The organism is Lacipirellula parvula (genome assembly GCF_009177095.1).
Lineage (GTDB): Bacteria > Planctomycetota > Planctomycetia > Pirellulales > Lacipirellulaceae > Lacipirellula > Lacipirellula parvula.
This window is the reverse complement of record NZ_AP021861.1, coordinates 4,342,732-4,355,395: the sequence shown is the minus strand read 5'-3', so window position 1 is coordinate 4,355,395 and position 12,664 is coordinate 4,342,732. Positions and strand designations below refer to the sequence as shown.

The 12,664-nt window shown below is 54.3% G+C and carries 14 protein-coding genes and 1 pseudogene; 11 read left to right on the top strand and 4 right to left on the bottom strand.

What is annotated here, in order from left to right:
• Positions 1-36 precede the first annotated feature (36 nt).
• The 4 genes from PLANPX_RS17050 (at position 37) to PLANPX_RS17035 (ending at position 3,968) form a co-directional block, all read left to right on the top strand.
• Positions 37-1,374 carry a DUF1573 domain-containing protein gene (locus tag PLANPX_RS17050; protein WP_152099897.1) on the top strand — a complete coding sequence of 446 codons (1,338 nt, stop codon included), beginning with the start codon at positions 37-39 and terminating at the stop codon, positions 1,372-1,374.
• Between the two features lie 88 nt (positions 1,375-1,462).
• Positions 1,463-2,356 carry a tetratricopeptide repeat protein gene (locus PLANPX_RS17045; protein ID WP_152099896.1) on the top strand — a complete coding sequence of 298 codons (894 nt, stop codon included), beginning with the start codon at positions 1,463-1,465 and terminating at the stop codon, positions 2,354-2,356.
• 19 nt (positions 2,357-2,375) lie between these two features.
• On the top strand, positions 2,376-3,161 hold the full coding sequence (locus PLANPX_RS17040) for a DUF1559 domain-containing protein (protein ID WP_152099895.1): 786 nt from the start codon (positions 2,376-2,378) through the stop codon (positions 3,159-3,161).
• A gap of 24 nt (positions 3,162-3,185) precedes the next feature.
• Positions 3,186-3,968, top strand: coding sequence for a DUF1559 domain-containing protein (locus PLANPX_RS17035; protein WP_152099894.1), 783 nt, complete (start codon positions 3,186-3,188; stop codon positions 3,966-3,968).
• Positions 3,969-4,110: 142 nt separating this feature from the next.
• Here PLANPX_RS17035 and PLANPX_RS17030 read toward each other — a convergent pair whose 3' ends face one another.
• Positions 4,111-4,323 carry a hypothetical protein gene (locus PLANPX_RS17030; protein ID WP_152099893.1) on the bottom strand — a complete coding sequence of 71 codons (213 nt, stop codon included), beginning with the start codon at positions 4,321-4,323 and terminating at the stop codon, positions 4,111-4,113.
• On the opposite strand from PLANPX_RS17030, the pseudogene PLANPX_RS28360 reads away from it, so the two are divergent.
• Positions 4,322-4,858 (top strand): annotated as a pseudogene (locus PLANPX_RS28360) (glycosyltransferase family 2 protein); the annotation flags it as partial. The gene PLANPX_RS17030 and the pseudogene PLANPX_RS28360 overlap by 2 nt on opposite strands.
• A gap of 224 nt (positions 4,859-5,082) precedes the next feature.
• On the opposite strand, the gene PLANPX_RS28355 reads toward PLANPX_RS28360, so the two are convergent.
• Both PLANPX_RS28355 and PLANPX_RS17020 read right to left on the bottom strand, forming a co-directional pair.
• Complete coding sequence (locus PLANPX_RS28355; protein ID WP_338034235.1) at positions 5,083-6,054, bottom strand: MauE/DoxX family redox-associated membrane protein; 972 nt, start codon at positions 6,052-6,054, stop codon at positions 5,083-5,085.
• A 167-nt stretch (positions 6,055-6,221) separates the two neighbouring features.
• On the bottom strand, positions 6,222-7,166 hold the full coding sequence (locus tag PLANPX_RS17020) for a tyrosine-type recombinase/integrase (RefSeq protein ID WP_172992125.1): 945 nt from the start codon (positions 7,164-7,166) through the stop codon (positions 6,222-6,224).
• 433 nt (positions 7,167-7,599) lie between these two features.
• Here PLANPX_RS17020 and PLANPX_RS17015 point away from each other — a divergent pair, with 433 nt between their 5' ends.
• From PLANPX_RS17015 to PLANPX_RS16990, 6 genes are all read left to right on the top strand, one after another.
• Positions 7,600-8,229: an exonuclease domain-containing protein gene (locus PLANPX_RS17015; protein WP_152099890.1), complete on the top strand. Its 630-nt coding sequence runs from the start codon at positions 7,600-7,602 to the stop codon at positions 8,227-8,229.
• Between the two features lie 463 nt (positions 8,230-8,692).
• The gene (locus PLANPX_RS17010; RefSeq protein ID WP_152099889.1) at positions 8,693-9,547 is read left to right on the top strand and encodes an ArdC family protein; all 855 of its coding nucleotides are present in this window, start codon (positions 8,693-8,695) and stop codon (positions 9,545-9,547) included.
• A 403-nt stretch (positions 9,548-9,950) separates the two neighbouring features.
• A complete protein-coding gene (locus tag PLANPX_RS17005) occupies positions 9,951-10,262 on the top strand; it encodes a hypothetical protein (protein ID WP_152099888.1) in 312 nt (103 codons plus the stop codon).
• Between the two features lie 139 nt (positions 10,263-10,401).
• Positions 10,402-10,665 carry a hypothetical protein gene (locus tag PLANPX_RS17000; RefSeq protein ID WP_152099887.1) on the top strand — a complete coding sequence of 88 codons (264 nt, stop codon included), beginning with the start codon at positions 10,402-10,404 and terminating at the stop codon, positions 10,663-10,665.
• Positions 10,662-11,117, top strand: coding sequence for a putative toxin-antitoxin system toxin component, PIN family (locus PLANPX_RS16995; RefSeq protein ID WP_152099886.1), 456 nt, complete (start codon positions 10,662-10,664; stop codon positions 11,115-11,117). The genes PLANPX_RS17000 and PLANPX_RS16995 overlap by 4 nt, the downstream gene beginning before the upstream one ends.
• A gap of 85 nt (positions 11,118-11,202) precedes the next feature.
• Positions 11,203-11,439: a hypothetical protein gene (locus tag PLANPX_RS16990; RefSeq protein ID WP_152099885.1), complete on the top strand. Its 237-nt coding sequence runs from the start codon at positions 11,203-11,205 to the stop codon at positions 11,437-11,439.
• Between the two features lie 3 nt (positions 11,440-11,442).
• Here the strand turns inward: PLANPX_RS16990 and PLANPX_RS16985 are convergent, their stop codons facing one another.
• Positions 11,443-12,141, bottom strand: coding sequence for a hypothetical protein (locus PLANPX_RS16985; RefSeq protein WP_152099884.1), 699 nt, complete (start codon positions 12,139-12,141; stop codon positions 11,443-11,445).
• Between the last annotated feature and the right edge of the window lie 523 nt (positions 12,142-12,664).

Here is a 12,664-nt window from a genome sequence, read left to right as displayed (position 1 = left end):
CCTTTCCCGGGTAAGCAACGAAAGGAATTTTAAGTCATGTCGCTAAAGGCACAGTTTGCTCTGCTATTTGCTGCTGGCCTTTTGGCCGGTGTTTTCGTCGAGTCGCATATGCTGAGCCACTTTAAGCAGTCTGCGATGGCTTCTGTAAATGCGACGGACGATCACGCTGGACGCCGAAGCGATGCAGCCGGATCAACCATCGAAGATTCTGAATTGGACAACGTTCGCAGGCAAGAAAACTCGCGATCATTGCCTTCTTCGCCGCGAGTCGAAATCGATGATCGGATTTTCGATTTCGGCGAGCGTGATGCCGGGGATGTTGTCGAGCACGCGTTTAAGTTGACCAATAGTGGTCAAGAGACGCTCTTGATCAACCGTGTCCTAACAAGCTGCAGTTGCACAACGGCAGAAGTCGGGTCGAAGAGCATCCCGCCAGGCGGTTCGACTACACTAAATGTGAAGCTGGACCTACATTTACTGCGAGGACCGCAGAATCGATCCGTGTTGGTACAAAGCAACGACCCTCGCACGCCGGCTCTTCAGCTTGATCTGAAGGGCAATTCGATTTACCACGTCGACTTGAGTCCTCCTCACTTGGCGCTTGGCGATACTAAAGGCAGCGAGCCATTTTCCGGCATAGTGACTGTCACCGCCGGCAAAGGAATCGATGCGCTGAATGTGGAGCAGACGCGAACGAGCGGCGACAACGTCGAAGCCGAGCTAGAAGCCGTGGAGGAGGGTAAGCGTTATTTGGTAAAGGTGAAAGTTAAGCCTCAGCAGGAAGCCGCGGAATCGCAGCGCTGGGTGAAGCTTATGACGGATCATCCGGGCGAGTACAAGGAAATCAATATCCCCATTCTAACATCCGCGCAATTGGCAAGCAGTAATGGCGTCGGTTCGTCTGCCTTGCCGCCAGGCATGGCGGGGCCCACCTTAGACGCGAAAGTTGGTGAGACGCTGGAACTCGAGGGGGTCGACTTAGCCGGAGCTCCAATATCCTTGACCAAGTTCACTGGCAAGCCAACTGCGGTGATTTTTTGGGCAAGCACATGTAACGCTTGCAAGGGGGAACTGAGTCAGCTGAAGCAATTGCACGCCGATTATCACGAAGCAGGATTTCAGGTTCTGGGGGTCAGTCTCGATAAGTCTGTGGAGAATCGGCAGCAATATCTAAATGAGATGTCGCTTCCCTGGGACACCATTGTCTCCAAAGATGATGGAATGGGGTTGGCATTCGCCAAGCGATATAAGGTTAGAGCGATACCCAGCGTAGTTCTTATCGACGGCTCGGGTAAGGTAGTCGCCATTGACAAACGAGGCCCCGCACTTCGCCAAGCTGTGTCGGAGTTGCTAAGTTCCGCCGGCGGCACCTGACGCTTCAATCGCCTTTAGAGACGAGCAAACGAAGATGATATCCCACCGCAATTGCCGGCACCAAGGTGTCTCTAGGGCATCGCTGGCGGTGACTTTCATCTTTGTGATGGCTGGTGTGTTCGCACAATCAGCGTGTGGCCAACGGCCCTCACGAGAACTCGTGATCTTCCGTTCGCAGCTTCAAGAGTTAAAGGAGTTGCATTACCAAGACTCGAATCCCACGCACACCATCAAACGCTATGAGCAGCTCATCGCAAATTTCTCGGAAGCTCCAGAAGTCACCGAGGCGATGTACCACCTTGCCCGCTACTACCGGTCAAAGGGCATTAGTAAGCAAAAGGCGATTTATTGGTTTCGTGAAGCAATTGCGAGGAGCGCAGAGAATAGCTGGGTGTGGAGTAAGGCCAGAATCGGTTTGGCAGGTCAATTGCGATGGATGACTGATAACCCTCAAGCAGTTCGTGAGGCACGTGTTCTGGTTGAAGAGGTCGCCGCGAATAATACAAATCAAATTGCTGTCCTGGTCAGCGTTGAGTTTGAATTGATGATGCAATGCATCGTGGAAGACAATTCTACCGGAGCAGAAAGACACTGCAGCAGGCTTTTAGGCTATGACGACCGGCAGACTCTTCCTGCGATGAATCCCTTGGAAGAGAAGATGCTGAAGTCGCTTCAATCGCGATCCGTAGACCTTTTGATGCATAAAGTGTCTTGCGGGCCCGGCACACGAGAGGGTAAAGCCGCCTGGGTAGAGCAATTTGAGAAAAAGCATCCTGGGCATGAGTGGCTGGGGGAGCCGATTCGGCAAGCTCGCGTACGCATTGACGATATGGGAAATACTTCTCCAGAAGGCGCCGAACTGCTCACGTCGAAAAGGGGCTCTGCCCGTACAGTAATGATATTTGGAAACCTTCTGGCGGTGGTCGTCCTGTGCGCGATCATACTGAGGAAGCGATTGTTACGGCCCGCAGGGCCGGCCTAGAGAAAGCAGTTTATGTTATATGCTACATCCAATTGCATCTCACGAACCCAGTCTAAGTTGTCGCTTGACCGGTAGAACTCTTCAGGGAATGCCTGGCGAAGCACCCCGGTCCAAGGCATGGGGGTTCACCTTAGTTGAACTACTCGTAGTAATCGCCATTATTGGTGCGCTAGCTGGCCTATTGGTTCCCGCGGTTCGGGCCGCCAGGGCGTCAAGCAAGAACGCAGCGTGTAAGAATAATCTCCGACAGATGGGAATCGCACTTGACCTTCACAATGGGACGCACGGTTGTTATCCCGTAGATGGAGAAAACGGATTTGGCGTAGGCGCATTCCTGCTGCCATACCTTGAGCAGAAAGCGCTTTACGATCAATTGAAACCTCGCGAAAAAAAGACTGCGAATGTCGGCTCAATTGGCGACAATCTCATCAACTCAACGATTGAAGTGTTTGTTTGCCCATCATTCTTGAGGCCTCAAAAGGGCGAGAGTTCGTCCCTCGGACCAAGCAATTATATCGGTAACAGCTTCGTGTTCTCCAAGGTGACGATCTATGACGACATCGTTGATGGCGAAAGCAATACCATTGCCATGGGGGAAACGGTTAATAACCATGCTTGGGCCAAGCCGGGGCTCGCAGGCTCGTCACCACCGAGCGAAGCCGGAGCATACAGCAGTCGGCATGGGGGGGGCGCGAACTTCGTCTTTTGCGATGGTTCAGTTCATTTTATTCAGGAAGACGTTGATCCTAACGTTTTCACTGCACTCAGTACGATCGACGGCCGTGAGGCCATCGGGGAGTGGTGAGGGGTTGCTACCGCAACTGGCTGCATGATGGATTGTTTAGTTGAGATCAAACGCGTAGTTAATCATGTTAGCCCTCATCGTGCAGGATTTCACCGCGGTTCGGCTTGTGGCCAGCCAATACTTCGTCGTGCGATGACGCTGGTAGAGCTACTGGTTGTCATTGCGATTATTGGCACGTTGATGGGATTGCTGATCCCCGCCGTCCGCGCTGCGCGTGCATCGAGCAAGGGAGTTACCTGCAAAAACAATTTGAGGCAAATCGGAATTGGATTGGAGGAGCACTTAGGCCATCTGGGGCGCTATCCTGTTGATGGTAAAAACGGATATGGGGCGTGTGCATTTCTCTTGCCCTATGTGGAACAGCAGGCTTTGTATGCGCAATTGAAGCCAACGGAATCGGAGCGGCCAGCCATAGCATCCAATGCCAGCTTAGGTGGCACGGCCATCGCAACGTTTCTCTGTCCGACGATGGAGAGTCGAAGGCAAACAGTTCTTAAACTTGGTCGTGCCAGTTATCTGGGAAATAGGGACCTGTTTCCATGGAATCTTCCTCAGACAGTGATACGCGATAGTAAGAGCGAAACTATCGCAATGGGAGAGACGCTGGCAGAGCAGGCTTGGATACTTCCCGGCACCGCTGAAGCAATTCCTCCAGGAGATGATAGTACTTTCGGGAGTCGGCACCCGGGCGGCGCGAATTTTGTGTTCTGTGACGCGTCTGTTCGGTTTATCAGCGAGAACATCGATCCGGTTACGTTTTTGGCTCTTTGCACTACAAATGGCGGTGAGCCTACAGTCGAGAGATAGAACTGGGCCTCGGGGCGGTAACACTCGTGATGCGATTGCGCAATGTGTTTAAGGCGAGCTAAATATGGGACGCCTGAGAAAGTATTGGTGCAAGCGAATGTGATGCGCTCACCGCTTTCAGGGCACTGGGTCTAGCTGTGTGCTAAAGGTTCCTTGGCTGTTTCCAATTCCAAATGCGTAGTACGAGAGCTCCCGCTACCGCTACCGTGACGATGGCAACGTGAATTAGGAACTGGTCGTCCGTCACCGCGGCCCCGTTGATCCAACGCAGTAGCGGTGCCAGCAGCACGACGACCCAGCAGCAAAACTCCGCCGCCGGCAGTGTCTCGCGCCAGTCGACGGTTTCGTTCTTCATGCCATTTGATTCCACAACGTCCGGTTCCGCGTGCGGCTCGATCGAGTTATCGGTCATCGTTCCAGTCTACAATGAAGAAGCGACCCTTGGCGTCGTGCTGAAAGAGCTCTTATCGCTGCCGATCGAGCGATTGGAGGTGATCGTCGTCGACGACGGCTCGACCGACCGAACGCCGAGTATTATCGCCGAAGCGGCCCGCGCCGACCAGCGAATTCGCATGATTCGCTTGAACGCTAACGCCGGAAAAACAGCGGCTGTGCGTCGAGGCGTGGAAGCGGTCCAGGGCGACGCAATAATTATTCAAGACGCCGATCTCGAATACGACGCGTCGGAGATTACTCGTCTCATCGAGCCGATCTTCAACGGCAGTGCGGACATCGTCTACGGCAGCCGCCTGCTCGGACGGCCGACTCGGGGGAGTTGGCCATTCTGGCACTACTGGGGAAATCGCGTCGTCACGGCGCTCAGCAATTGCTTCATGCATTGGAAGCTAACCGACGTTGAAACTTGCTACAAAGCCTTCCGAGCGCCGATCCTCAAAGAACTCTCGCTCACCAGTAAGCGTTTTGGCATGGAAATCGAAATCACGGCGATGGCGAGTCGCACTAAGGGCCGCTTTTTGGAACTGCCGATCAGCTACGCGCCCCGAGATGTGAGCGAGGGGAAGAAGATCCGTTTCACGGACGGCCTGTGGGCGATCTACTACATCTTGCGTTACAACCTGCTCGCTGTTTGGTCCCGCCATTCGCGCCAGTACGTTCAATCAGTGGACAGGGAACTTGACGATTCGCTGCCTGAACCTCGCTGGGAAACAAGCAACGGCTCGGCGGCAATTGCCGGCAGATCAAGCGATGCGCCGACGACGACGCCAGCGTCGATTTGAATCTCGACTGGCGTCTGGACGAACCACTCGTGGTCTTCTGAGAGCCGAGTTCGCAGCGCTCCTTGCTCCGATAAGGCGATCTCCCCGTACGGCGGCGTCTCGACGAGGGCGATGCGACGATCGTTCCCTGCTTCTGCCAGCCGTTCGTATTGCGGAACCGCCTCTTGGCAGCGAGGACAATCGTGATGGTGAATGAGGATCGTCCAGCGACCTTCGTGGAGCGGGACTACGGGCGACAGATGCGACATGAGCGGAAACGGCTTTCCTATCCACGTTCCTGGTTCCAGAACGACCAACCCACTAGTGTCACCGATAGTAGCGTCTTCATGCGACGAAGATGCACTCGAAATCATTCCCGCCGCAGCCCAGAGACCGGCCACAGCGTAAAGGCCGCCAGCATAGTAAAATCGCTTTAGCTCATGATGCTGGTCGACGGGGGATTTCCAGGCCCCCCAGGCGGCGAGAAGGAACATCGCCCCGTCCAAAGCGGCGGTGATCCAGGGATTTACTTGAAACGATCCAAAGCAGCCGCACGATTCGTAGCCAGCCCAGCCTCGATAACTCGAGAATGCTCCGAAGAGAGCGAACATAACGGCGGCGGCAAACAGCGTCTGCCTCGGCCGACAGCCGAAGAGCAGGAGCGCAGCGAGCGCCAATTCCGCTTGCACGACCATGGCCGTCAAGAAGGGAGGAATATTGTAGGCGATGGCCATCGCTGCCGATTCGGCGGGCGAGAGGACTTTGAGCGCAGCCGTCGTCAGGAGAAGGCCTGTAAGGAGTAGGCGAACGAAGAAGACGCTACGCCGTTGTAGCGGTGGGTCGTCATTCGTTGCGTCGACTTTAGGCATGTTTTTAGCTTGAACGGAGAGGAGGGGTAAGAGATGCAAGGCTGGAAATGAGTATACCGCGATTGAACTTTGCGCCCAACTTTCTAATCGCTCCGCGCCAGTGCGAGATTGCAGCCCAGAGGGTAGGTGAGGGAAGAGAGCTGCGCATTCCGTCCTACCCTGAAGATCTAAATCGGCACGTCATGGCTCGCAGACTCCTTCGTCGTCCGGCGTCGTTTGTCGTAAACCTGAGTCGTCGTCACATGCCGATGCCCAAGCAACTCTTGAACCTTGCGAATGTCGACGCCTGCTTCTAGCAGCAGCGTGGCAGTCGTTGCCCTGAGCGAGTGAGGGGAGTAAAGACAATGTTTCTTGCCGTCAGCTTCGGTGCGCATCGCGCCCGGCAGCCGCTCTAGGTAACTCCTGATGAGCAGATACATTGACGATTCGTTCATCGACCGAGTCGCTAGAGTCAAGCTTGTCGGGCCATTACGGGGTCGAAAGAGGGGCCCCGATTCGATACCGGCTTTCTTCATGTACTCGCCAATCGCCTCTGCTGCAGCAAAGTGAATCCCGATCGTCCGGCGCTTGTCGCCTTTCTCGGCAATCCGAATCGTCGCCTCATCGCCCTCAATCTGAAAGTCCTGAGCCCGTACCCGGCACACCGTCCCGATGCGAACGCCCGCATAAAGACAAAACCTCAAAATCGCCCGGTCGCGATAAGCGATGACCTCGTCGCCCTGCGGCAGCCCCATCAACTGCCTGGCTCGCGTCGCCGTAAGGGCTTTGGTCTCATCGACCGGATCCTGTGAGCCGCGGCCAATGAACTGAGCATGCGCCGGATTAGGAACAACGATGGGCAGACGCATTTCGGCGGCGACCGCTTGGAGGTACCTGTAGAAGCTTGAAACCGACGAGATACGCCGATTGAGCGTTTTGGGCGCCATGCCTTGCGTCATAAGATCATCTCGCCACGCGCGGACATCTGCGACCGAGACAGTCAGCAGCTCTGTGGCGTGCCGTGGCCAGTCAAGTTTCAGACGCTCAATAAAAGCATCGAGATCTTGCCGGTAAGCCCGCTGCGTATGCCGACTTGTGCGGCGCTTGATCCATGCCTCCAGGATCGACGCCACCGAAAAATAAAATTGTTCGACGCGTCGCTGCGTCGCCGGAGTCAACTGGCCAATGAGAATCGGCGGCAGCCGCTCAGGATCCAACTCACTGCCGGGAACGACCAGCGTTCCGGCGTCGATCAATCTGATGAGTTCCTCTTTCTCCTTCGTCATGCGCCCCGTGGCAACTTGCACCGGACCAGGCAAAAGTCGGTCCGGGTGAGCCTTATTCAAACTCCATCTCAATCCCCTTTTTGCCGAGGATAACAGATTTTATCATTAACGAGCAACAAGGCATTTTCGGGCAGGGGAAGCGGCCGTTTGTCGAAGCTTCGTTACAGCGAGAGTCTGTCAATCAAGACGAGCGACAACCAACGCAATGCCGCACTCGTCTAGCGGCGAATGCTTGAGATGGGCAATTTGAGTAAGACTCTGTGTTGTGGCACAGTGTGCTATGAGACAGCGATTCGTATTTATTGACTTGGAAACAGGAGGCGGCGACCCAAAGCGACATCCAATTATTCAACTTGCAGCCGTCGCAGTTGATGCCGCTGGGGGCGTCCTGGATACGTTCGAGGTCAAGCTCAAGTTCGACTTCAGAAAAGCAAAGTCTCTATCTCTTAGGAAGAATCATTACCATCCCGGACTGTGGGCCAACTTGGCGCGCGAACCAGTCATGGCAGCGAAGGATTTCGCTTCCTTTCTACGGAAACATGCAACCACGCCGGTAGTGTCCGCGGAAGGCGAATCATTTCACGTAGCTCAGTTGGCGGCTCATAACGCCGCATTCGACGGTCCCTTCTTAACCGCTTGGTATGACAAGCTCGGCTTGTACCTGCCTGCTCGCCGCCAAATTCTGTGCACGCTGCAGATGTCACTTTGGCACTGTGCGCTCGCCAATGCTGATTCGCCGACAAATTATCGATTAGCTACGCTTTGTCAGTTCTTCGGCATTCCCTTTCATGCAGCTGAAGCGCACGAAGCGCTGGCCGATGCGCTCGCCACGGTGCAGCTGTTTCAGGCGATTCGAAGCAGGTCGCGACAAAGCAATAACCAAGTCGGTGGCGTCGGAAGCAATGAATGATCCACTCGCATCTTGTCTGCCGCGCCCTCAGCGACACGCACCCCCTTCCCTGCCCTGCCCTCCCAACGCTGCGGCCTCTACGAATTCGCAACTAGAACCGTAGGATTCACATTCAGCCTCCCTTCGCTGCAAATCGCGGCAAGGTATTGGGCTCGTTTACACTTCGCGAAGCTCCCGTTACAGGATTTGAGTAAGAACTATTTCTGCAGTATTCTCTGCTGTTCTCTTCAAGAACCTCATCTGGGTAGACGCAAACGCAACCACCTTCTCGCGACTTAGCCATCAGGCTGCGTCGCGAGACCGGTGGCGTGCAATCACGGTTTTTTACCGCAGCCTTTTCGGCTGCATTCCTTACGGTCGCATCCGCTTCTTGGACGCGATTTTCCCATGACCGGCAGGATTTGCTGGTTCGCCTTCTTGCGAGCGAACACAGGCAAACCCTAACTGATGGAGGAAGTATCAAATGAAAAGTGATGAAGCGTTGAAACATGTAGAGGTGGGGATCGACGAGTTGATCAAGGCCCTTGAACAAGGTCGCAGCGACACGTTGATTCAGTTCCTTGAATTTCAAGCCCGCTTTTACCACTACAGCTTTCGGAACTGCTTATTAATTGCGATGCAAAAACCCACGGCAAGAATAGTTGCTGGCTTCGCTCGCTGGAAGCAGCTCGGCAGGTACGTCAAAAAGGGCGAAAAAGGGCTGATGATTTTGGCTCCGCTTGTCTATCGGCAAAAGAAAGATGTTGACAACGACGACGAGCAATCATCCCCTATCGTTCGCGGCTTTCGGGTCGCACACGTCTTTGACGTGGCTCAAACAGAGGGAGCTGAGTTGCCGGAGTTTAGCCGAATTCACGGCCAGCCCGGTGAAAAGCTCAGGAGGCTCCAGCGCTACGTAAGTGACTTGGAGATCGCCTTGGAGTTCGCCGATTCACTCGGCGGGGCTCACGGCGCTTCCCATGGAGGCAAGATTGAAATTCTAAACGGTCTGGAACCAGCCGAAGAATTCTTGGTCACTGCCCACGAACTCGCTCACGAACTGCTCCACCGCGGCGAACGACGAAAGGAAACGACTCGGAAGGTTCGTGAACTGGAAGCAGAAGCAGTCGCATTCATCGTCTGCCGCACTGCAGGGCTTGATGCCGTCAGCCATTCGGCCGACTACATCCAGCTCTACTCCGGTGATAGGGAACTACTCATGCAATCGCTCGATCACATTCAGCGGGTTTCCATGCAGATCATCTCTGTCGTCGCGTCGACGGACATCGATGAGCCTGACATGAATTGCGTCCGCTCTGTTGTGCTGGCGATCGCTTAGATTGAGGTTCGTAGCACGCACGCCACTGGCCTCCATTTTCTAAGTCGCGGGGTTTACCGATTTTAGGCCCCTGGACTCGAGGTCCGGAAGTGACTACGCGGAAGTGACCTATTCCTGACACTGGATCCGTCTCTGCCTTGATCTTTGAATTAGTCCTACATGACCGCGGCGACCAAGAACTAGCCGATGATATGGGACCACGAATCGACACAGTGCAGGATTGTCTTGTCCGTATTGGTCGGCAGACTGTCACGAGCGGCCGAGTGCAGCTCCTCATCTATCTTCCGAAAATCTCTCACGATATGCTTACTGCTAACTCAGTGCCCGGCAAGAATCAAAATAAATTTGCTTAAGAATCAATTTGGCCGCATTATTTCTCCAGAAACGTTTATTTGGAGGATGTATGACCAATGAATTAGAAACAGAAACTAAGAAGCAGAAAGTCGGCAGCGGCAAAGGGGAAACAAAGCCCGTCAAATCATTTCGTGACGGCGGAATTTCCGCGATGATTTGGAAACGGGAATCATCAACCGGCTTCCCCTACTACGAGTACTCAATCAGTCGCTCGTGGAAAGCATCTACCGGAAAAACCGGCTACTCGTCTAACTACTTCGCAAAAAACCAAGCCCAGCTGTTGAACGTGATTCAGCAAGCGTGTACTTGGATTGCCGAGAATGAAGCTCAGCTAGTTCAAGCCGAGCCTTTGGCCGCGTAGTTGAAGGGGGAAGACTCTAAGCTTGCAGGTCTGCGGCCGAAAGTGGCCGCAGAGGTTTTCCCTTCTCCCGTCTAGATTCAGCCATTTGCGTGGTCTGATATTTCTGGCGTTACCGTGCGGAATGTAGTAAAATGATACTATGTCAACTCAACTTCAGATCTCACTTTCTCCTGACGTAGAAGCCCGCCTGCGGGCCCAGGCTACTGCCTGCGGCGAAGAGTTGGAGCGTCACGCTGAGCGTGTCTTAAGCGGAACTGTATTAGCGCCGTCACTGGATGAGGTTCTCGCTTCCTTCCGCAAAGAGGTTGCCGCAAGTGGCACCTCTGACGATGGCCTCGACTCCTTCTACGAAAGTTTGCGGGACCAAGTGTTCAATGACCGCAAGCCGAAGACGAGTGCGTGATAGTCGTTTACGATTGCATGCTTTTCTTTCGCTCTGCCGCTCGTCCCGAGCGAGTTTCCAGGCTTTTTGAATTGGTCGATTCCGGGAAAGTAACGCTCGCCCTAGGGGCTGAAGTACTTGCCGAAATCCATGACGTGCTAAATCGCACCGAACACCAGAGCAAATTCCCTGCCCTGACGCCTGAGGCGGTCACTCTCTTTCTGCAGCACTTCCTCCGCACCAGCTTCTGGATTGACGCTGTGCCGGAGCAATACGAATTGAAGCGAGATCCTAAAGACAGTAAGTACATAAATCTCGCTCTCGCGTCAGGAGCGGATTGGTTGGTCACATGGGACAAAGATCTGCTCGAACTGAGCCGTTCTGATTCTGCCGTCGGCCAGGAGTTCAAGGCCCTCTACCCCCGCCTGCGCATCGGCACGCCGGAGAACTTCTTAGCGGAATCGTTCGCATAGAAGCGAGACCATACTCGCAGGCACTACCGTCTTCGGTATACTTTGGTGCATTGATTGCCAACCGTTCACAATTACGGATCTTGCTATGGACGCGATGTTCTTTAAGTTCGTGAAGGAAGAATGGAAAGACATTACAGAATCTGCAAATCAAGCGTGGACAGACCACCAACTTCGCTGCCATGGAACTCACTCTCGTGAAATCTTTGACGCTGTGAAGGAGTATTGTGGTCAACCAGTCCCTAGCGACATGCCTGAACTGGCAAAAAGAATGATTGATCACTCAAAGTTGATTCTGAAAATTCACCGGAGTCGACCAGACTAGATGCTAAGCCGCCCGGTCAACCTCTAGTGGTTCAAACGCCTTCACGATATTCCTCCTCCAGCGGACCGAGTCCATCAGCACCTGGTCGAAACCGGCTGCCTTTCGCCTCTTATTTACCAAGCGAACAATCTTTCTGAGCTGACGCCAGACCGGCTTGTAAGGTTCAAACGGCAAGCCGTTTATTTCTACTGCCAGCCGCGCGGCTGTCCGGTGACACGCAATGGACAGAAAGTAAGCCCGCAGTTCTGCGTACCGCTCCCGGGAGATGAGCACGCGGGCGTGAAACTTGTCGTCACGCACCGGAGCGTCGTCCTTCGACCTTCTCTTTTTGAAATCCCCCCTCTTCAGATAGATGGAATATCCCTCAATCTGAATCGGAGCTTCGCGGATGTCGCGAAGCTGAGACTGCTCAGCCGACTTCATTGGGTGACTCCCCTCGGTGGCCATCAGCACCCAAGTTCGGTCGAACCTGACGTACTGAAGGTTTGCGAGCCCCCTCTCTTTGCGGCGGGCTCGAGTCCACTCGCTCTGTATGACGTCGTACTTCTCAAGCAGCTTCTTGTCGATTGCCCGAGAATCCTTCCCTTCGCCGACCGTCCCTTGAACGTAGTGAACGTATCCATGCCTCAGCAGGCACGTCGCGATTCGTTGCACGAATCCCGTGACCGAAGTCGTCTCGTACTTGTATGGTTCCTTCCTCATTTCTAGTCCCCCTTTTCATGACGACTCAAACTGCAAGCCGTCATAAAAAGGGGCAAGCTTCTTGCTTGCCCGGAGAAAAACACTCATGCGAAAATCAGCTTGGCGAATGCTGCGGAACTGTCCATCGTTCTCGCCTCACGCCAAGTAGGTGACTTCGCAAAACCTCGAAGCTAAAACCTTGCCTTCGATTTTTGCGAACCTTCCATGCCACGCAGCCGCATTCGATTCGCGGGCTGCTACTAAACTCTTAGCAGCAGCCCGCCCAATTTCATGCTAACCGTGTTGCTAAACACCTCGGTGAAAAACCGTCGTGTGCAAAGCACACGTCGCCTGTCCACCGCCAATTCGCTGCCAAAAGACTTCTCTTCTCCCGAAGAGAACTCGTTTGACCACCATGCTTCCAACCAAGGACCGCCGGAGGCCTCCACATGGAGGTCCTCCGGCACAGTTATCCGTCTGGCTTAGTAAGCCAGTCGTCGCTTTCGTCGGCTCTCATGCTTGGGGTACCACCCCCAAGCGAGCA